We start from the raw sequence: 19,225 nt of genomic DNA on the forward strand, positions 1-19,225 counted from the left end.
GGCTAGGGATTGGATACCGCCTATGTTTTAAGGTTCGTTAAGCAGCAATCCGCTTATTATTACTCAAGTTCGCTAAGGTTGATTTCCTTGGTCGGCCTCTTTTCTCAGCTTCTGCTTGTTCTATTTTTTTAGTTAATATTTCACATTTTCCAAATGATCGCCCATTTTGGGGCACGATTGCATTAGCGTAGTAGTCAGTCTTCGTCAGATAGCTCGCTACCCTCTGAAGGTTTTCGATTTTTTCAAGCTGATGGTGACTAATCATACCAATCCCCAGAAACTTATAGTCCGCTTTTTTGGCATTACAGTTGAAATAAAGACCTTTCCCATCGGTAATATCATTCACCCAAAATTCCCCAAGCATTTCGATTCGGTCAATATCCTGTTTATCCATAGAGCCGTCAAAAAAGAGCAGCATATGATAGTGAAACCCAGTCAAATGAGTATATTCCAGTTTCCAAACATAGCCGACCATCCCTTCAAACAAATCATTCCTTGACCAATTATGAAAAAAATCTTTGCGATCTTTTTTTACCTGAACATACATTTCTAATATATCGTCCTTGGTTAGCATGGCCCCGCCCATGATGTCTTTTTTATACCTACAGTCAAGGCGACCCACTAAAAGCCTCGGATGTAAAAAGAAAAGATAAGCGATATAATTAATCAGGCTTTTGGTGTTTTTATTTACAAGGCGTTTATGTTTATAAATGGCGTTTTTAAACTCCTTACCATTCACCTCATTTCTGATTTTATCTACAAACACATTGAGTATGTTTGCTAACTCTTCCAGATCATATGATTCAGAAAACCAGCATAGATTATTCCCAATCTTACCCATATTCAAAGGTCCCACTTTCTCCCTTAGTTCATTCTCGAGTTTAATGTACAGACCTGTGTAAGGATTCAGAGTATGAATAGGAAAGGTTTCTGTTATCAAATCAGTACAGCCAGAATTAATGTAATACATTAACAGTGTCAGAATGCTGTTATTTTTGCATTCAATATAAGGTCCATTACCACGGCACACTTTTGCATCAAAAAGCTCACCTGTTGAATTGCTTATGATTTTAACCAGTTTTTCAAGTTTGATAATATCTCCCGCTCTATCATATTCATCAGTGCGCAGGAAATAGTCACCATAATACCCATAAGTATTTTCTTTGAAAGCATCAATAATCTTTTCTTCATCAATCATGGTAATACAGCCTCAATATGTGAACCCAGGGGGCTCTTAATACAGGAGTCAGTCAATATGCAGAGACTTGACTGAGTTAATTTGTTTTTCATTGGCATCAACATCTATTCACTATTAATTATTAATTATTAATAACATAAAAGCCAAAATAAGCATCCACTTAATATGCCGGATATGTAACAAATATTTGTCTGGGCTACTCTTAAAATCAGCAATATTTTTAATTAACTTCATAATATAGTTAGTGACTTAAATCCAAATCTTTGACGCGATAAAAAGCGTGATATTCACAGTCACGCTTAGGTTAATTCAAACAGTATTGGCGACACACAGAGTGCTATGCAGTAAGCCAGTCGATGAATAGATTCATCGCGTAAAAGTTAGGTCTTGATGCAAATAGTTAGGTTTTTTGTATTATATTTCAGTTGCTTGTTTGTATATTCGATTTCTCCACTGTAAAATCTGTTGATCTCGGTTCTTTACACAGTTTCGCCGTTGGGTTTGCTTATACTAAGCTAAAACCGTGCTGGGCATTTATATGGATTTTTCTTATGCGGAATATTCTCTTGATCTGTTTAACGACAATTTCCTATATAGGCTTCCTTAAAATGTTATGAATATTTAATTTACATTTAATCTATATATAACTTTCCTTCAGTTTAATAATTTGCCTTCAACTATTAATAGTTATTTTTAATAATCCCCTATGATTATGACTGAGTATTTGGTTAAAGGAGTTAACCCAAAAATTATGAAATTAATGATACATCCACATCCGATCTATTCGTCGAGTTGAAGTCTTGTATTAAAATATCGTGAAATTGCGTTTTATATTTATTAATATTTTTTTCATGCAATACTTATTAAATTAGGCTTTTATTGCATTTATTATTAAAATATATTTATAAACTGTACATCGACACACTCCGCCAATACATGGGTAACGACTAAAAATTGCTTGTCGACTTTTCTTAATAGCTAGCGAAAGTACTATGTTAATCAAGGTATGCGCACGAAAAGCCAAATGATGAATTTTTGATTGATTAAGTAGAGCATTTAGTTTGTACTTTCATGCAGCCTCGCTCATGGAAGTAATTAGATTACGAATGTCCTCAATACGCCAGGCGGTTGTACGCGGCCCTAGCTTGACGGGCTTAGGGAATCGACCATCTTTAACACCCTGCCACCAAGTTGATTTACTCACAGGGATAAGCGCAGGTATAGGCGGTTGTGCATTGGGATTGCCGATTATTGTTGACAGGCGTATATAGCCCGTTTGAGGTAGTTGGTGCATTTTGTATTACTCCCGGTGGTTAATGTCTAATGTCCGGGACAGTTTATTACTATCCGAAATACCTAGAAATACGAGTCCGGCGGTGACCGTTCATCGTCAGACCGCACAATGTACAGTCTCCGAACGGAGACTGTGTAATGGGTCAGGAATGTGATTTTCTTGTATCCTATTGGTTATGACCTATTACAAAGAAATGACATGCACAGCTTATGGCTGTAATCCCATTATGAAGGCCGTCCCCAGTGCAGCGCATACACAGCGTTACCTTTGTAAATATCCGGATTGTGAACCTAAAACTTTCATGTTGGCTTACCGCTTGTGAATACGGCATTAAAGAGTAAGTTTTCGACATCTCAAGAAAAATACCGTAATTAGCACTTTCTTTGTATGCAGAGGGGATTTTGGGGGAGAGATTGGAATTGGCTTGTAAAGAAGCTGAAATGGATATGCAATGGTCCTTTGTCGGCAACCAGTCCAATCAACGTTGGCTCTGGTATGCCGTTGATCATGCCACGAACACGGTATTGGCTTATGTGTTTGGCAAACGCAAGGATGAGGTATTCAAAAAGCTGAAAGCATTGCTCGAACTCTTTGGCATTAGCCGTCATGACATCGATGAGTGGGGCGTTTATGAGCGCCATTTTGAAAGCGATATGCACGAGGTCTGTAAACGTAATACCCAAAAGATGAACGCAAGAGTCTGAATCTCAGGACTTGGATTAAGCGGCTTATACAAAAAGCAATGGATTTTTTCGAACTTGGAGATTATGCATATACGGCCATCGGGTTGCTGATCAACAAATTCGAATTTGGTTTGGATATTCAGCCAAATTGCACATTTAACCCACTACCGGAGTCTGCTTACCGAAATCGAATTCCTTTTTCATTTGCGGCTTTTCTAATCCATCCTGAAACTGTTCGAGGTTCATACTCCATACTTTTTTGTTTCAGCCAATCAGAAAAATGAAGTCCAGCTTTTTCCGCGCTGGGGTGTTTATTAGTATCTTTGAGCCATTCATTAATTACTAAGGCTTTTGCTTCATGATCTTTCTTGTGGCGTTGCCGATTTAATTCGGCCGACCGCTCTTTTTTCCTCTTACGATCTTCTTCTTCCTGTTTGATTTTCTCGTTCTGATATTCATCATGTGTTTTAGTAAGTTCAAGTCTATGAACTAAAATAATTCGTTCAACCTCGTGTAAATGTTCAGCATAGCAAGCCGCATCCATCGCTTTCAAAGCTTCGCATCCGGCCATAGAAAGGTTAATATTTGATCCGATAGTCTTGAAGCCCATCTCTCGAATCATTTCGTCCAGATTAGCAAATACTTGTGAAACATCTTCATTTATAGAATCAGGATTTATAAGGTTGATTGCGTCTGATAATAGCCATAGAGCTAGCACAGCAAAAAGCTCAAACGGTTTGCAATCGTCTGTGACCACTTCTGTTGCTTCACTAAGCTCGTCCAAAAAGCTGACACACTCTTTTAATGTATCTATTTCACTGGTGTTTCCTGCTGTGGGAATATCCAAATCAACTTCTCGATCTGGGTTAAAAACCCATTTACAACCGTCACCATTATCAACAGAGTCAAAGAAATACAGTGCATATTGATATTCGTCCTCTTCATCTCGACTTTTACATTTCCCTAGTTCAGACTGAGTTAATATGGCAAATAATCGATTGATTTCATTTTCTTTCACAGATTGAAAATATATATTAAATAGTCCATCAATGTATTCAGCAATCGATATGCATTGTTCTACAGTCCGATTTTTCAGTAATGTTCGTGCACGCCATGCAATATCGGGTAAATGAGAAATCGGATAAATTGGAACATCGCCAGATAAAGGATTGAATTTTTCAAATTGATTCCAGAATTCCATTTTGCGACCTCTTGTGCTTGCCCTTGATATATTTTCACGCCAGCCGGACAAGGATTTCCAGTTTTCGGGGGATCAGCCTAGACACGACAAAATTAATCAATCGTCACATTGACGACTAAATTGTTTGATACTTCTTAAAATTCTCCGCCTGCTCAAAAATTTCCTTATAAACCTCATCCCGGTCTACCGGCGGATAACGCACCATTCGCCAAAATAAAACCCGCCACACCATTTTCCGAAAGTTTGGAAACCATGTGCAGAATCCAGCCATAGTTAGCGTTGCTGGTGGGTGGCGTTTCGTAGCCATTCCAGCGGGGATCATCGGTCAATTCATTGGATGCTCGCCAGTCTTTTTGATTAAACGGTGGATTAGCCATAATAAAATCGGCTTTTAAATCGGGGTGCTGGTCTTTAGCAAAGGTATCACGCGAGGCCGCACCCATATTGGCGGCAATGCCACGAATGGCGAGGTTCATTTTCGCCAGCTTGTAGGTGGTGGTTTGCTCCTGCCCATAAATGGAAATGTCTTTGCGGTTGCCTTTATGACTATCGACAAATTTCATCGATTGCACAAACATACCACCAGAGCCGCAACAAGGGTCATAGATTTTGCCTTTGTAGGGTTCAATCATTTCCGCAATCAGATTGACGATACTTTTGGGCGTATAGAATTCGCCCTTGCCTTTGCCTTCCGCCAATGCAAATTTACCCAGAAAGTATTCATATACTCGCCCCACCACATCTTCATGCTGGCTGCTGATGGTCTGAATGTTGTTGATTTCATCCAGCAGGGCAGCCAGTTTGCTGACTTCCAAATCCAGCCGTGAAAAATAGTTGTCCGGCAACGCTCCAGCCAGCACTTTATTTTTCTTTTCGATGTCATGCAGGGCGGTATCAATTTTTACCGCTATATCATCCTGCTTGGCGTTTTTCTTGATGTAACTCCAGCGCGATTCTTCGGGCAGATAAAACGCGTTTTTCATGGTGTAAAAATCGACCATATCCACATACTGATCGCCATGCTCGGCAATGATTTCCTGTTTTCGCGCTTCAAAGGTATCACTGACGAATTTCAGGAAAATAAGACTTAAAACAACGTGTTTGTATTCTGATGGTTCAACACTTCCGCGCAACTTATTGGCCGAGTCCCAGAGTGATTCTTCAAAACTTTTTTGTTTCGTTGCGGCTGATTTTTTTGCCATGTCATTCCTTGAATGAATTTTAGATAAAGATTCTAAGTTGGTCGTTGTTAAGCAGTTTGCTTAAAAGGTAGCACATCCGCACCTTTTTTCAGGTTATCAAGATAATCGGCCCAGGATTGCATCATGCGCCGTCTTTCATCCAGATATTGCGCCCGATTATAGGCAGCTCTGACTTGATCTCGTGGCGTATGTGCTAATTGCCTTTCTATCGCATCCGGACTCCATCCTTGCTCATTGAGCAGGGTGGATGCGGTGGTTCTGAATCCGTGAGCTGTCATAACGTCCGAATCGTATCCTAGCGATTTAAGCGCCGTGCGAATGGTGCCGTCCGACATGGGTCGCCCATCACCACGGATTGACGGAAACACATATTGCCCTTCGCCGGTAAGGGGTTGGATTGATTCCAGGATTGCTACAGCTTGAGTGCTTAACGGTACAATGTGATGAAAATCGGTTTTAGAAATATAAGGTCGCCATTCCCGTGCTGTCAAATCAACATCATCCCAAAGCATTTGCCGGATTTCGCCCGGTCTTTGAAATAGTAACGGCGATAACCTAAAAGCCGATTGCACAACAAAAGTGCCTTGATAATTCGATATATCCCGCAAGAGTAGGGCGACTTGCTTGGGGTCAATAATCGCGGCCCGGTGCTTCACCTTTTGCGCCGGTATCTGCTTAGCTACGGGTTGCGCCGGATCGTAGTCGGTGTAATTGTGAACAATCGCATAGGCAAATGCCGAACTGATTTCCGCGTGCAATCGGTGCGCCGTTTCAAGTTGCTGTTTATCGATCATCGGCTTTAAGACTGCCAGCACATCGGCGGATTTAATTTCCTTGATAGGTTTATCACCTAATAACGGAAAAGCTAATCGTTCAATTCGACTTGTTTTCTTTTGATGTGTTGTTGCGCTTGTCAGGTGGGCGATTGAATCCAGCCATTTTCGGGTTACATCAGCGAAACTGTCCAGAATTGGCAAGCCTTCGTTTATTCGATCTTCATTTAATTTGGAAATCCGTTTGACTGCCTTAACTTGCTTTCTGAGTTGGCCGGGATCAATGCCATTTGCAATTTGTGCGCGGGCTTCTTCGGCTTTGCGCCTTGCATTTTCTAAACTGGTATCAGGATAGGCCCCAAAAGCGATTTTCTTACGCTTCCCTTCAAACTGATAGACGAACCGCCACAATTTAGAACCACCAGCTCCGACGAAAAGAAACAGGCCACCGCCATCATTGATGGTGTAATCCTTTTCTTTGGGTTTTGCTGCTTTGTAAACCACGTCTTTATTGAGATTAACCGCCATTTGCCACCTCTCATTTGTTACCTTTTTAATGAGCATTATAGGCAAGGTAACAAAAAAGGTAACACTTTTTATCGGATACCCCTGTGTTTCACTGGATTTCTTCGGACAATAAAAAACCCGCCAAGCCTTACGGCTTGCGGGTTTATGTACGTCTTTGCACGGCTCTGTACTTATGTTTGGTACCGAGGGCCGGAATCGAACCGGCACGATGTCACCATCACCGGATTTTGAATCCGGCGCGTCTACCAGTTCCGCCACCCCGGCAAAGAGCATGTATTATAGGTAACGTTTATCAAAAAGGCTAGTTTTTTTAAAGTGTATTTGAAAGCTTAACCTGATAACATCGTCCGCTATGAAAAAAAGTGATTTTAACTACCCGTTACCCGAAGAATTAATCGCGCAAAAACCCTTGGCCGAGCGCAATGCAAGCCGTCTATTATATGTGGATCGAAATACCGGACGGATAACCGACCGGCAGTTTACCGATTTTATCGATTTAATCGATCAGCGCGATTTACTTGTTTTTAACGATACCAAAGTGATTCCTGCACGGCTATTTGGCAAAAAACAAAGCGGCGGCAAGGTCGAAATTCTCATCGAGCGCATTCTGGACGATCATCACGCTATTGCTCATGTCAGATCGAGCAAATCATCGAAACCCGGCACTTTGATTGAATTGGAATGCGGCTATTGCTGCGAAGTGTCGGGTAGGATGGATGACCTGTTTCGATTGGAGTTTAAAGGCGATAAAAGTTTGCTCGCACTATTGGAGCAAATCGGCCATATTCCATTGCCGCCTTATATTACTCGTGAAGACGATGAGTCCGACCTGACTCGCTACCAGACTGTCTTTGCCAGAGAAGCAGGCGCCGTTGCGGCGCCCACCGCAGGCCTGCATTTTGATCAAGCGCTGATGGAAAAGCTTAAAGTCAAAGGCGTGCAAACCGCTTTTGTGACTTTGCACGTCGGCAGCGGCACTTTTCAGCCGGTCAGAGTGGAAGATTTATCCGAACATTTAATGCATAAAGAATACTTTGCTGTGCTGCCGGAAACCGTAACCGCTGTTCAACAAGCCAGAGCAATTGGAGGGCGGGTTATTGCGATAGGCACGACGGCGGTCAGGGCGTTGGAATCAGCATCCCAAAGCGGCCGGCTAGAGACCGGTTTTGGTGATACGGATTTATTCATTACCCCCGGCTATCAATTCAAGTCGGTTGATGCGATGCTGACCAACTTTCACCTGCCCGAGTCTACTTTATTGATGTTGGTTTCAGCGTTTGCCGGTTACGAACACATTATGAACGCATACAGCCATGCAATCGATCATTCTTACCGATTTTTCAGCTATGGTGATGCGATGTTTTTGGGGTAGATATTCGATGGAAACTGTAGGATGGTTTCACTTTAATATACACAGTTTCAAGTTGTTTCGATATGGCTATTCCGATTCACTATCGTTTGACTAGTGCGCCTAAATTTACCCCTGAATTTTTGATTAAACTCCCCTACTCCACAAGGCGAACCATCGGCTTGTGCAGAACTCAAAACACCTTTAATCGCTGAAACACTCTATATACAGTTTCTATTTGTGCCCTCTCAATAAGAAAGGCCAAAGCTACTCTGTTTGTTTCGATTATTCGGTAGACACTAATATTCCGGTAGTGTTGCTTTTGCATAATTCCAGAGCACCTAGTGCTTCAAGAAAGCAAGCCGCGCCATCACCCTTAATCTTTCCGACGCTATTTTCGTGCTATCTGTTCGTCGACCGCCAATACCTCGGGAAAAAGGAACCTCTTGCTTATCGTAAATGTGGCATAGAAAAGCCAGATCACGTCCCATGCGGTCACGTATATGGCTTGAAGAAAAACTGCCAAAGGCCCAACCTGAACTGTGTCGCTATGGAACACCTGTAACGAAACGACACAGTTTGACAATCCCGAATTCATCAAAAAAACACAAAAATCTCTTGCCTTATCAAATGGTCAATTCTGTCATAGTGAGGCTTATAGCGGCGAAGAGGCATTATTTAAGCATTTGGCACAGATCATGCTTTATACTTTGACAATCAGCTTTGAGGCAATGGCAGCACTGTAGACATGACGGCTTAAATTTGAGGGTTGGATTATTGCTCTGCATGTAAGCCAGATGTCGGGGTTTAATTCTTGGGACTTATCTAAAGCAGCGTCTCTGATATAGGTATAACTACTATGTTTCACCTAATCGAGTTTGAGCGTAAGATGATGAAAAAGAAAAAACGCCATTGTAAGTAATTGTTAAACCTGCCCAAAAAGGTAAACAGGTGCAGCAAAAATTACGCTATCTGATCAAAATTAAAAATTAGGAAGCAGCATGTTGACCAAATCGACCGACACTACTTTACGTAAAGCGCGTCATCTACTGGTTGAACGAGGGGAGTTACCGCCCTCCGAATTAGTAGGAGCCACGGTTTTGCAATCTTGGAGCCGCTGTCTTAATGCGGGTCTTGTGCCCATTGGCGGCCCGTCGGATGCGCCTTGTCTTGAAGGCTTCGAGTTTGCCCGCGCCGCCGACCGGCAGCACCTACTGATCGCACATGCTCGGCCAGTTATGGAGTACTTGTACTCACAGATACATGATTCCGGTAGCATGGTTATTCTTGCCGATGATTGTGGGGTACTGCTCGAGACCCTGGGCAACTCCGATTTTTTGGATCGTGCCGAACGGGTCGCCCTAAGGCAAGGTGCTTCGTGGCTCGAACAACATCGGGGCACCAATGGCATCGGTACGGCTCTGATGGAGAACAGCCCGGTGGTCGTTCATGGTTTCGAGCACTTTCTCGAACGGCACAGCTTTCTTTCTTGCGCCGCCGTGCCCGTAGCGTCACCGAGTGGACGCGTTCTGGGTGTGCTTAACATATCCGGCGATAACCGAACCCGCCATCCTCATCCCCATACCTTCGGGTTTGTGCGAGCGGCAGCGCAGATGATCGAGAACCGCTTGTTCTACGCACTTCATGGCGACGCGTTACGGTTACGCTTTCATCCGCTTGCCGAAGGTATCGGCACTATTGCCGAGGGTAAGGTCGCCCTGTCGGATGACGGCTGGATAGTTGGCGCCAACCAGTCCGCATTAGCCCTGCTGGGGCTGTGTCCTTCCGACCTTGGGACAACGCCGGTTGCCCATGTGCTGCAGGTATACCTAAAGGATCTGGTCCATTGGGGACTGCGACGCGGCAGAGAACCGATGCGAGTCATGCGGCACACCGGCGAATGCTTGTTTGTCCGTGTCGAATTGGGTCATAAGACTTTCCAAACCTTCATTCCTCGTGAACCCGAAGCCAAGGAAGATGCGCTGTCGGCGCTCGATACCGGCGACATGCAGATGAAAACCGCCATCCATAAGGCGCGCCGGCTAGTCGGAAAGTCCATAGCGCTGCTGCTGCGGGGAGAGTCGGGGGTCGGCAAGGAGCTTTTCGCTAATGCTTTCCACAATGCCGGGCTGCGGCGGGGGAAACCTTTCGTTGCCGTTAATTGCGCAACGCTGCCGGAAAGCCTGATCGAGACGGAGTTGTTCGGCTACGATCCAGGTACTTTCACTGGCGCTCGTAAGGAAGGCTCTCCCGGCCGCATACGTTCGGCGGACGGCGGCACTCTGTTCCTCGACGAGATTGGCGATATGCCGCTGGCTCAACAAGCGCGGCTGCTACGGGTGTTACAGGAGCGCGAGGTGGTGCCGGTGGGAGGCATCAAGCCTATGCCAGTCGACTTCGACTTGGTCTGCGCCACGCACCGCGACTTAAGGGCCGAAATGGAAGCCGGCCGCTTCCGTGACGATCTCTACTACCGCATCAATGGCTTCAATCTTAAATTACCGGCCTTGCGCGAGCGTAGCGATTTCGATGTGTTGGCAGCGCGCATGTTGCAGGAAATGGCCCCGGACCGGAACGTGATGCTCGATGACAGTATCGCAGCGGCCTTCGCCGCTTACGCCTGGCCCGGTAACCTGCGCCAATTGGTTAATGTCCTGCGAACCGCTACCGCCCTGCTCGACGAAGGAGAGAAAATCATCGGCTGGCAGCATCTGCCCGACGACCTCGCCGAAGAACTGCTGCTGGACCGGCATACGGCTGCATCTCCTGATGAGGCAATTGCAGCAGAAAACCTGAAAGAATTGTCGGAAGCCGCTGTAGCGCGTGTGATCGCCGCAAGCCGCGGCAACATGTCCGAAGCCGCGCGGCGCTTAGGCATTAGTAGAAACGCTCTATATCGCAGAGTGAAATAGGGCCAACACAATCGCCAACTGCAAAAAGATGCAGGTTGGCTTATGAGATTCATCATACACAACGTGGATAAATATATTTTATGAGTACAGATACAAAAACCGAACTAGATGAAATCGCTATTTATGTTCAAAAAGCGCGTAGTGCCCAAAAAGAAATTGCGGATTACACTCAAGATCAAGTTGATGAGCTGGTAACAGCAGTATGCTGGGCTATCGTCCGTCAGGATCGCGCAGAAGAATTAGCGAAACTGGCTGTTGATGAAGGCGGTTTCGGCAATTACAACGATAAAGTGAGTAAGATCCGTAACCGATGCATGGGAACCCTGCGCGATATGCAGACAGTGAAAACGGTCGGAGTTGTGGAAGAAATCCCCGAAAAAGGCTTAGTTAAAATCGCCAAACCGGTCGGCGTGATTGCTGCGCTTATTCCTACGACAGGCCCTGACGCGACACCGCCTTTAAAAACGCTGCTGGCCTTGAAAGGCCGAAATGCCATCATAGTAGCCGCTCATCCCCGGACGCAAAAAACCACCGAACTCACCGTAAAGTATATGCGCGAAGCCTGCGAACAGGTAGGAGCTCCGGCGGATTTGGTTCAGGTTATTGAAAAACCCTCACTTCCGAAAACCCAAAAATTGATGCAGCAAGCGGACTTGATTGTAGCAACCGGCGGCGCCGCAATGGTAAAAGCGGCATACAGTTCCGGAACGCCCGCTTATGGCGTTGGAGTTGGTAATTCAGTTCATGTGATCGATGAAACGGCCGATCTGGATGATGCCGCCAATACCATTGTGACGGCCAAGAAATTCGATTATGCGACCAGTTGTCTGGCTGATAATTCGGTTGTAGCTCATGAGTCGATTTATGACGACTTAAGCGGACGTCTGAAAGAACTGGGCGCTTATCTTTGTAGTGCGGATGAAAAAGACAAATTACGACGACTGATGTGGCCGACGCCTGAAAACCATATTCCTGACGTTAGCGTAATCGCAAAATCGCCGGCCTTTATCGCAAAGTTGGCCGGCTTCAATGTGCCGGAAGATTGCAGTTGTTTAGTCGTGGAAGAAAACGGCGTGGGCCCTGAGCATCCTTTTTCAGGGGAAAAACTGTCGCCGGTACTAGCGCTATACCAATACGTTGGCGACATTAACAATGCGATAAACCAGGTTAACGCTATTACGGACTATCAGGGGCATGGCCACACCTGCGGCATCCATACGGTCAACGACGACCATGCGCTGGCCTTGGCAATGCAAACCAAGACTGGCAGGGTGATGGTCAACCAGAGTTTGAATGAAGGCGCGGGCAGCCCGCGAAACGGTCTGCCTTATACGCTCAGCCTAAGTTGCGGTACCTGGGGTGGGAATATAACGACGGAAAATGTCAATGCCCGGCACATGATTAATCTCACCTGGGTTTCCAGGCCGATTCAGCCAAGACCGATTGATGAAAAGAGTCTTTTTGAAATGCATTGGCAAAAGCACAGTCGTTAAGTTGTTAAAAACTTGTTTTAAGTTACAGCGTTTTCAAATTCAGTTAGTTACTAAAGGCGTGACGGGAGTGCAAGCTTTGCTTGCCAGCGCAGGCGAAGCCTGCACTCCAGCGACAGTGACGACGACATAGCCATTTAACTGTGTAATTAATTTAAATTGAAATCACTATAAGTGACTTGTAATAGAAATATCTAAATAGAGGTCTTGAGCAAATGCCGGTTTATCTAATCAGATGCGATAAATGCGATCATCAATTTAAAAGCTTGGTTTTGGCTAATACTCAAGAGCCCAAAGAATGGGTGTGTTCCCAATGCGGCAGCCATGAAGCAAAACCGACTCATGTCTATGACGATCCGCATCCACTGGAAAACGACCATGGCGCAGGCTGTCCGTGTTGCAGCGGGATAAGCGGAATATTTAAAACACAAGTCAATTAATTATAAGGAGGTGTTCTTGATAACTTTGATTCATGGGTTGATTAAATCAACTGATCATTATTAAAAAACCGAAAACAAAAAACTATAAATTAGGAGGTGCAGCATGAATAAGGTACTGATTCCAACAAGTATGGTAGGCAATTATCCCAATCCAAGATGGTGGGATGCAAAATTTGCAAGACATTTCAAGGGTGACCGGCAGCCGCCGGATGCTATGTGGCGGGAAGCGCTGGAAGACGCTATGGCGGCCATCGTGACCGATCAAGTCAATGCCGGCCTGGATATTATCGCGGACGGACGGTTACACGGCGATAACTATGCCGACGCTGCACTTTATTATTATTTTAATCGCTTAGGTTATGACCTTTCCGGTAGCCATCTCGGTTTTCCGATCTACAGCCGATTGCATTCCGCCACGGTTACGCAGGAAATCAAACGCCGCGGACAAATCATGGTCGAACAAGCCCGCGCTCTCAAACGGGCGACTGATAAACCGGTCAAAGTTCAATACACCGGTATTCAGGTGCTGGCGCAATGCACCAATGACCTACATTATTCTAACAGCCGCGATCGCGCGATGGCCCTTGCCGCTGCTATTAATGAAGATATTTTGGCGGTTGACGAATTGGGTGTTGAGTATATCCAGCTTGACGAATTTACCTGGCCTTATTTTTACGAAGATTGGGCAATCGAAGCGTTCAACCGCGCCGTTGCAGGCGTTAAAAACGCCAAGATCGTTTGCCATATCTGTTGGGGAAATTGGGGCGGCACGCCGGCTTATTATCCCGATGATAGCGTAGGCGCCGGTGAGGTTTTCGATTTAACAAAACGCGCCCAAGACGCTAAAAGCCCGAATCCGACAGCATCGGTGGTGCCTAAGTCTTATGAGGCAAAAATCGATGTCTTTAACATTGAAGGCATCGGCCGCATGTCGTTTGACGAATCGGGACTTGAACTGCTCAAGACTCATCCAATACCCAAAAATATGATGTTCTGGGCGGGCGTTATCGATGTCAAAAGCACAGTCACCGAAACGGCAGAGCAAGTTGCGGACAAAATCCGCAGTTTATTAACTGTGGTTCCCGCCGATCAGCTCGGTGTCACTACGGATTGCGGATTGATACTGTTACAGCGTTATATCGCCCAGGATAAGCTTCACGCCATGGTTGAAGGCGCAAAAATCGTCCGTAAAGAATTAGGTCAATAAATTAACTAAAGGTGTGTTATGTCGGGAAAATTACAAAATAAAACGGCTGTTATTACTGGAGCAGCCAAAGGGATCGGTTTTGAGACTGCGCGATTATTCGGAAAAGAAGGCGCGAAAGTCACCATTATGGATATTGACGAACAAAGCGCGATTGAAGCCGCAAAAAAACTATGCGATGAAGGCATTGAAGCCTATGCCTTTCAATTGGATGTGACGAACGCGGAAAGCGTAGAAAAAACCTTCCAAAAAGCGATAGCGAATTATTCAGGCGTGTTGAACATTTTGGTCAATAACGCAGGCATCGCGGATTTCGGTACTGTAGAAAATACCTCTTTGGATGTTTGGAACCGCATTATGGCGGTCAATTTAAACGGTACGTTTTTTTGTTCCAAGGCTGCGATACCGAGCATGAAAGAGCATGGCGGCTCGATTGTCAATTTCGGTTCGGTTGCCGGAGTGGTCGGCATTCCGGGGATGGCGGCCTATTGTGCAGCAAAAGCCGCGGTTGTCGGCCTGACTAAACAAATGGCAGCGGATTATTCTGCGCAAGGTATCCGAACCAACTGCGTCTGTCCCGGCACTATAGCCAGTACTGCGCTCGGGCAACAACTGCTCGGTAGCGATACCTCTGAAGAAACCCAGAAAAAACGTTTAGCGAAATATCCTATAGGGCGTTTCGGTGAGCCGGTCGAGATTGCAGAAGCCGTATTGTTTTTAGCCTCCGACCAAGCCAGTTTTGTCAGCGGCGCGGCTTTCAACGTCGATGGCGGCATGACGGCGATTTAAAGGTCAATCCAAATAGCAATAACACTAAATGGCAACTGCAATGGATATTTGGGGAGACTACTTTACTATCGCAAAGTGGCAAGACTTTGTGGCCGGGGCGCTGGAATCCGGCAGTAGTTATCCTGTTTTCAACATAAACCCAAACGACGCCCGCGAATTTGACGCTATTTATCTGGGCGGCGGAGCCGCCGGACGCTTTGGTGCGGCTTATTTGCGGGCGCTTGGCGGGCGCGTGCTGATTATCGATCGCTGGCCATTCCTGGGCGGCTCCTGCCCTCATCAAGCCTGCGTGCCTCACCATCTGTTTTCGGATTGCGCGGCGCAACTGATGCTGGAGCGCACTTTTTCCGGCAAGCTCTGGTTTCAAGATCTCAACGACAAAATGGTTTCTATCAAGGCCATCGTTGAACTGTTTCGCAGCGGCAGGACAGGCCCCCATGCGATGATGAACTATCAAAGCAAAGAACAGCTCGGCCTGGAATTTGTATTGAATGCAGAAGCCAAGATCATCGATGCCCACACGATACAAGTCAATGACAGCCAATTCCATGCCAAAAACCTGGTGCTGGCACTGGGAGCGAAACCGGTAGTGCCGGATGTTCCGGGCATTCAGTTAAAAGGCGTATTCAATTCCCAGAGTCTGGTTGAAAAATTGGACTATGAGCCGGGCAACACCGCTGTAGTTATCGGTGGCGGGAAAACGGCAATCGAATACGGCTGCTTTTTTAATGCCACGGGGCGACGCACTATTGTTGTTGCCAGACATCAAGCGATGCCGATGCTTAAAGATGCCGAATCCCGCGCTTACGCGATCAAAATGATGGAAGAACAGGGTATGGAGTTTCTGGAAAACGCGGAATTATCGGTTATTCACGGGGATGCGCAAGGCAAGGTGAAGACGGTCTCTATAAAAACTTCCGATGGCATCATCGATATCGATACCGATTTTATTTTTATCGCGATTGGCGAGCAGGCCAATTCGGAGCAGGCCGCCCAAACATTGGGGCTGGAATTGGACGATAAAAGCGCCATCAAAGTAAATCGACGTATGCAAACCTCACTAGCCAATGTTTATGCAGTCGGCGATGTGACCGGGCCGCCGATGGAAATGTTTAAAGCCAGGAAGGAAGGCGTATGCGCCGCTAAAAATATCATGGGCCAAGTGAGCGAATATAAAGCGGCCGATTACCCTGATTTTATGCATACGCATTACGAGATCTGTTGGCTGGGGCTAAGCGAAGCACAAGCGCGTGAGCGCTATGCCAATGTAAAAATCATGAAATTACCGCCCGATAATCCCAACGGTCTCGATGTCGGCTTGCCGGCAGGCGACCGGATGATGCTGTACTTGATGGCGAAGCCGCGGATGTCGGGCTTTCAAAAGCTGATTATCGATGGCGACACACGAAAAATAGTCGGCGCTATCCATATCGGTTATGGCGCTAAGGACGGTTTTCAATACCTCAACTATCTGGTTAAAAATGGGGTAACGATAGATGACTTAGCCGATATGGACGAATTGTTTATCAGTCCCAGTTATTTCATTCAATTGTGCCGCTTACGTGCCGGCGATATTCATTTTAATGACATGTAGAGCCCCAATAATGATGAATCGATTTCAAGGAAAACAGGCCGTTATAACCGGCGGCGCTACCGGCATGGGTTATGACATAGCCAGACGTCTTGGCATGGAAGGGGCTTCGCTTGCGATATTGGACATTAACGAGGCCGCATTATCGGATGCAACCCAAGCTCTTCGTGCCAATGGCATCGTTGTCAAAGCTTATCAAGTTGACGTCTCCGACCCTCGCGAAGTGGCTGAAACCTTCTCTGGACTGATTGCAGACTGTTCCGGCACGCTCGATATTTTGATTAACAATGCCGGTATTGTCGATTTCGGTACCGTTGAAACCACTGAATTCGATTCTTGGAATAAGGTCATGGCAGTCAATTTGAACGGCACGTATCTGTGTTCGAAGTTCGCATTGCCGGCAATGAAACAACAAGGCGGAACCATCGTTAACTTCGCCTCGGTGACGGGGATGGTAGGTATTCCCAATATGGCCGCTTATTGCACGTCCAAAGCCGCGGTCATAGGTTTGACCAAACAAATGGCGGTTGACTATTCAAAGCTGGGCATACGTGTCAACTGCATTTGCCCAGGCATGATTGCCGATACCCCCATGGGACGGCGAATTCTCGGAACTGACGAATCCGAGCAGTTGATGAAGTTACGACTCAGTAAATATCCGATCGGGCGATTCGGTAAATCCGAAGAAATCGTCGCGGCGGTGTTGTTTTTGGCTTCCGACGAAGCCAGTTTTGTCTGCGGCTCCGCATTTACTGTAGACGGCGCGATGACAGCTATTTAAGGTTAAAACTTATGTATACACAAAACGATAAACGATGTTCATTAACTGAACTCGTTGCACACATACAAAACGGCGATTGTTTGGCTATTGGCGGTGGCTTATCCTGGCGCGAACCGATGGCGGCTTTGCGGGAACTGATCCGGCAAAACATTAAAGACCTTAAACTGGTCGGTTCGGCACACGGCATCGATGTCGATTTGTTGTGCGGTGCCGGAAGCGTTGCCGTCAGTGCCGAATCCTATGTCGGCTTTGAGCAAGATTTCGGCATGGCGCTGAACTACCGTCGAGCCTGCGAAACGGGTGCCGTGAAAGTGGAAGATAACTGCTGTTACTCCTTAGTTCAGCAACTTCGGGCAGCGATTCAAGGCTTGCCTTTTATGCCGATCCGCTCGGTGCAAGGGACGGATTTTCTTAAGCTGCACCCTGAATTTAAAACGATGACCTGTCCTTTTACCGGCGAACAACTGGTTTTAGTGCCTGCGCTCAAACCCGATGTCGCGCTTATTCATGCCCACTATGCCGACGAGCATGGCAATTTGCATATTGAAGGGCCGCCGGTGGCCGACGTTCTTTTTGCCAAGGCATCCAAAAAAGTCATCGCTACGGTTGAAGCTTTAATCCCTCATGATGAATTGGCAAAAAAAGGCGTAACGATTCCGTATTTTTATGTCACCGCCATTTGCGAAGTTCCCTACGGCGCTCACCCGACTTCCTGCTACCCGAATTATGCTTATGACCGGGAACATACGGCCTCTTATTACCAAGCCGCCAAACACGGCGCGGACAGTTTTAATCAAAACTACCTGACGCCTTTTGTTCACGACTGCAAAGATCATGACGCTTATCTCTTAGCCGTCGGCGGCAAAGCCAGACTGGCTTGTTTGGAGCAGTGGGATCAGAGCATGGAAAAATGGATGCAACTTTATGAATAATCAAAATAAGATTCAAACGTGTACACTCGGCGAATTGATGATTTACCAGATCGCACTGTCGATAGAAGACGGGATTTTAGCGTTTCACGGTTTCGGGTCGCCTCTGGTGCAGTTAGCGTTGCATCTGGCAAAACGCAATCATGCGCCCAATTTGGTGTTGGTCGCAGGTGCGACGTATGGCATCAATCCGACCCCGGCATTTTTAACGCCAACGACCAACGACTTCGCGATGAACCGCGATGCCGAGTGTCATTTAACGATTGAAGAACTTTTTGACCTTGCTGCGAGCGGACGATTAGGCCGGATGTTTTTGTCGGGTTTGCAAATTGACCGTTGGGGCAATATGAATGTCACCCGCTTGGGAAACGATGAGCGGATATCGTTAAAACTGCCCGGCGGAGGCGGGGGCTGTAATTTATCCGCCGATGCCGATCATGTAACTATCTGGACGGCGGCGCATCGCACCCATGCCGACGAACATGGCCGCCGCCGTTATCGCTTGGCTAATCGTTGCGATTTTATCACCAGTGTAGGACATCGCACCGCGGAAGGCTTGCCGCGTGCCGGTATGCCTTATCGCGGAAGCGGGCCGGATTGCATAGTGACTGATTTAGGGGTATTCGGTTTTAATCAGGAAGGTCATGTGCAATTACGCGCCCTTTACCCGGATACCAGTGTCGAAATGATTGCTGAAAGCACGGAATTCGATTTGCCTGTTGCCGCTGATCTGTCGACAGCCGCTTTGCCCGAGCCCGAAATGATCGAGTTTATCCGCCGTCTGGACCCGCTAAAAATCCATCAGCGGGAACTCAGTTCAGCCGATCGTGGACGCTTTTTTCAATTGAAAGAGGCATGACCG

The 19,225-nt window shown here is 46.4% G+C and carries 15 protein-coding genes, 1 tRNA gene and 1 pseudogene; 11 read left to right on the forward strand and 6 right to left on the reverse strand.

Going from position 1 to position 19,225, the window contains the following annotated elements:
* Positions 1-37: 37 nt before the first annotated feature.
* Positions 38-1,198, reverse strand: coding sequence for a YagK/YfjJ domain-containing protein (locus EPO18_RS02425; protein ID WP_292430017.1), 1,161 nt, complete (start codon positions 1,196-1,198; stop codon positions 38-40).
* A 1,069-nt stretch (positions 1,199-2,267) separates the two neighbouring features.
* Positions 2,268-2,492 (reverse strand): helix-turn-helix transcriptional regulator, encoded by a 225-nt coding sequence (locus tag EPO18_RS02430; RefSeq protein WP_292430020.1) that lies wholly within the window; start codon positions 2,490-2,492, stop codon positions 2,268-2,270.
* Between the two features lie 175 nt (positions 2,493-2,667).
* On the opposite strand from EPO18_RS02430, the pseudogene EPO18_RS20780 reads away from it, so the two are divergent.
* Positions 2,668-3,321, forward strand: a pseudogene (locus tag EPO18_RS20780) (IS1 family transposase); the annotation flags it as partial.
* Between the two features lie 32 nt (positions 3,322-3,353).
* Here EPO18_RS20780 and EPO18_RS02440 read toward each other — a convergent pair.
* From EPO18_RS02440 to EPO18_RS02455, 4 genes are all read right to left on the reverse strand, one after another.
* Complete coding sequence (locus tag EPO18_RS02440) at positions 3,354-4,376, reverse strand: hypothetical protein (protein ID WP_292430026.1); 1,023 nt, start codon at positions 4,374-4,376, stop codon at positions 3,354-3,356.
* 173 nt (positions 4,377-4,549) lie between these two features.
* Positions 4,550-5,578 carry a type I restriction-modification system subunit M gene (locus EPO18_RS02445; RefSeq protein ID WP_292430029.1) on the reverse strand — a complete coding sequence of 343 codons (1,029 nt, stop codon included), beginning with the start codon at positions 5,576-5,578 and terminating at the stop codon, positions 4,550-4,552.
* A 47-nt stretch (positions 5,579-5,625) separates the two neighbouring features.
* On the reverse strand, positions 5,626-6,879 hold the full coding sequence (locus tag EPO18_RS02450; protein WP_292430032.1) for a tyrosine-type recombinase/integrase: 1,254 nt from the start codon (positions 6,877-6,879) through the stop codon (positions 5,626-5,628).
* A gap of 177 nt (positions 6,880-7,056) precedes the next feature.
* A tRNA-Leu gene (locus EPO18_RS02455) sits at positions 7,057-7,143 on the reverse strand.
* Between the two features lie 88 nt (positions 7,144-7,231).
* Between EPO18_RS02455 and queA the strand changes: the two genes are divergently transcribed.
* The 10 genes from queA (at position 7,232) to EPO18_RS02505 (ending at position 19,222) form a co-directional block, all read left to right on the forward strand.
* Positions 7,232-8,251 carry a tRNA preQ1(34) S-adenosylmethionine ribosyltransferase-isomerase QueA gene (gene queA / locus EPO18_RS02460; protein WP_292430035.1) on the forward strand — a complete coding sequence of 340 codons (1,020 nt, stop codon included), beginning with the start codon at positions 7,232-7,234 and terminating at the stop codon, positions 8,249-8,251.
* A gap of 977 nt (positions 8,252-9,228) precedes the next feature.
* Entirely contained in the window at positions 9,229-11,139 is a 1,911-nt protein-coding gene (locus EPO18_RS02465; protein WP_292430039.1) for a sigma-54-dependent Fis family transcriptional regulator, read from the forward strand.
* Positions 11,140-11,219: 80 nt separating this feature from the next.
* A complete protein-coding gene (locus tag EPO18_RS02470) occupies positions 11,220-12,632 on the forward strand; it encodes an aldehyde dehydrogenase family protein (protein ID WP_292430041.1) in 1,413 nt (470 codons plus the stop codon).
* A gap of 212 nt (positions 12,633-12,844) precedes the next feature.
* The gene (locus EPO18_RS02475) at positions 12,845-13,069 is read left to right on the forward strand and encodes a zinc ribbon domain-containing protein (RefSeq protein WP_292430044.1); all 225 of its coding nucleotides are present in this window, start codon (positions 12,845-12,847) and stop codon (positions 13,067-13,069) included.
* Between the two features lie 103 nt (positions 13,070-13,172).
* A complete protein-coding gene (locus EPO18_RS02480) occupies positions 13,173-14,276 on the forward strand; it encodes a cobalamin-independent methionine synthase II family protein (RefSeq protein ID WP_292430046.1) in 1,104 nt (367 codons plus the stop codon).
* Between the two features lie 18 nt (positions 14,277-14,294).
* Positions 14,295-15,062 carry an SDR family NAD(P)-dependent oxidoreductase gene (locus EPO18_RS02485; protein WP_292430050.1) on the forward strand — a complete coding sequence of 256 codons (768 nt, stop codon included), beginning with the start codon at positions 14,295-14,297 and terminating at the stop codon, positions 15,060-15,062.
* 28 nt (positions 15,063-15,090) lie between these two features.
* Positions 15,091-16,656 carry an NAD(P)/FAD-dependent oxidoreductase gene (locus tag EPO18_RS02490; RefSeq protein WP_292430053.1) on the forward strand — a complete coding sequence of 522 codons (1,566 nt, stop codon included), beginning with the start codon at positions 15,091-15,093 and terminating at the stop codon, positions 16,654-16,656.
* A 10-nt stretch (positions 16,657-16,666) separates the two neighbouring features.
* The gene (locus EPO18_RS02495) at positions 16,667-17,434 is read left to right on the forward strand and encodes an SDR family NAD(P)-dependent oxidoreductase (RefSeq protein ID WP_292430055.1); all 768 of its coding nucleotides are present in this window, start codon (positions 16,667-16,669) and stop codon (positions 17,432-17,434) included.
* Between the two features lie 11 nt (positions 17,435-17,445).
* Positions 17,446-18,366, forward strand: coding sequence for a CoA transferase subunit A (locus EPO18_RS02500; RefSeq protein ID WP_292430058.1), 921 nt, complete (start codon positions 17,446-17,448; stop codon positions 18,364-18,366).
* Positions 18,359-19,222 carry a CoA-transferase subunit beta gene (locus EPO18_RS02505; protein WP_292430061.1) on the forward strand — a complete coding sequence of 288 codons (864 nt, stop codon included), beginning with the start codon at positions 18,359-18,361 and terminating at the stop codon, positions 19,220-19,222. Before EPO18_RS02500 ends, EPO18_RS02505 begins: the two co-directional genes overlap by 8 nt.
* Positions 19,223-19,225 lie beyond the last annotated feature (3 nt).

This window comes from Methylobacter sp. (assembly GCF_004322395.1).
Lineage (GTDB): Bacteria > Pseudomonadota > Gammaproteobacteria > Methylococcales > Methylomonadaceae > Methylobacter_A.

Coding starts and splice junctions, on each gene's coding strand:
- EPO18_RS02425 (WP_292430017.1), bottom strand. CDS start 1,198: ATGATTGATGAAGAAAAGATTATTGATGCTTTCAAAGAAAATACTTAT.
- EPO18_RS02430 (WP_292430020.1), bottom strand. CDS start 2,492: ATGCACCAACTACCTCAAACGGGCTATATACGCCTGTCAACAATAATC.
- EPO18_RS02440 (WP_292430026.1), bottom strand. CDS start 4,376: ATGGAATTCTGGAATCAATTTGAAAAATTCAATCCTTTATCTGGCGAT.
- EPO18_RS02445 (WP_292430029.1), bottom strand. CDS start 5,578: ATGGCAAAAAAATCAGCCGCAACGAAACAAAAAAGTTTTGAAGAATCA.
- EPO18_RS02450 (WP_292430032.1), bottom strand. CDS start 6,879: ATGGCGGTTAATCTCAATAAAGACGTGGTTTACAAAGCAGCAAAACCC.
- queA (WP_292430035.1), top strand. CDS start 7,232: ATGAAAAAAAGTGATTTTAACTACCCGTTACCCGAAGAATTAATCGCG.
- EPO18_RS02465 (WP_292430039.1), top strand. CDS start 9,229: ATGTTGACCAAATCGACCGACACTACTTTACGTAAAGCGCGTCATCTA.
- EPO18_RS02470 (WP_292430041.1), top strand. CDS start 11,220: ATGAGTACAGATACAAAAACCGAACTAGATGAAATCGCTATTTATGTT.
- EPO18_RS02475 (WP_292430044.1), top strand. CDS start 12,845: ATGCCGGTTTATCTAATCAGATGCGATAAATGCGATCATCAATTTAAA.
- EPO18_RS02480 (WP_292430046.1), top strand. CDS start 13,173: ATGAATAAGGTACTGATTCCAACAAGTATGGTAGGCAATTATCCCAAT.
- EPO18_RS02485 (WP_292430050.1), top strand. CDS start 14,295: ATGTCGGGAAAATTACAAAATAAAACGGCTGTTATTACTGGAGCAGCC.
- EPO18_RS02490 (WP_292430053.1), top strand. CDS start 15,091: ATGGCAACTGCAATGGATATTTGGGGAGACTACTTTACTATCGCAAAG.
- EPO18_RS02495 (WP_292430055.1), top strand. CDS start 16,667: ATGATGAATCGATTTCAAGGAAAACAGGCCGTTATAACCGGCGGCGCT.
- EPO18_RS02500 (WP_292430058.1), top strand. CDS start 17,446: ATGTATACACAAAACGATAAACGATGTTCATTAACTGAACTCGTTGCA.
- EPO18_RS02505 (WP_292430061.1), top strand. CDS start 18,359: ATGAATAATCAAAATAAGATTCAAACGTGTACACTCGGCGAATTGATG.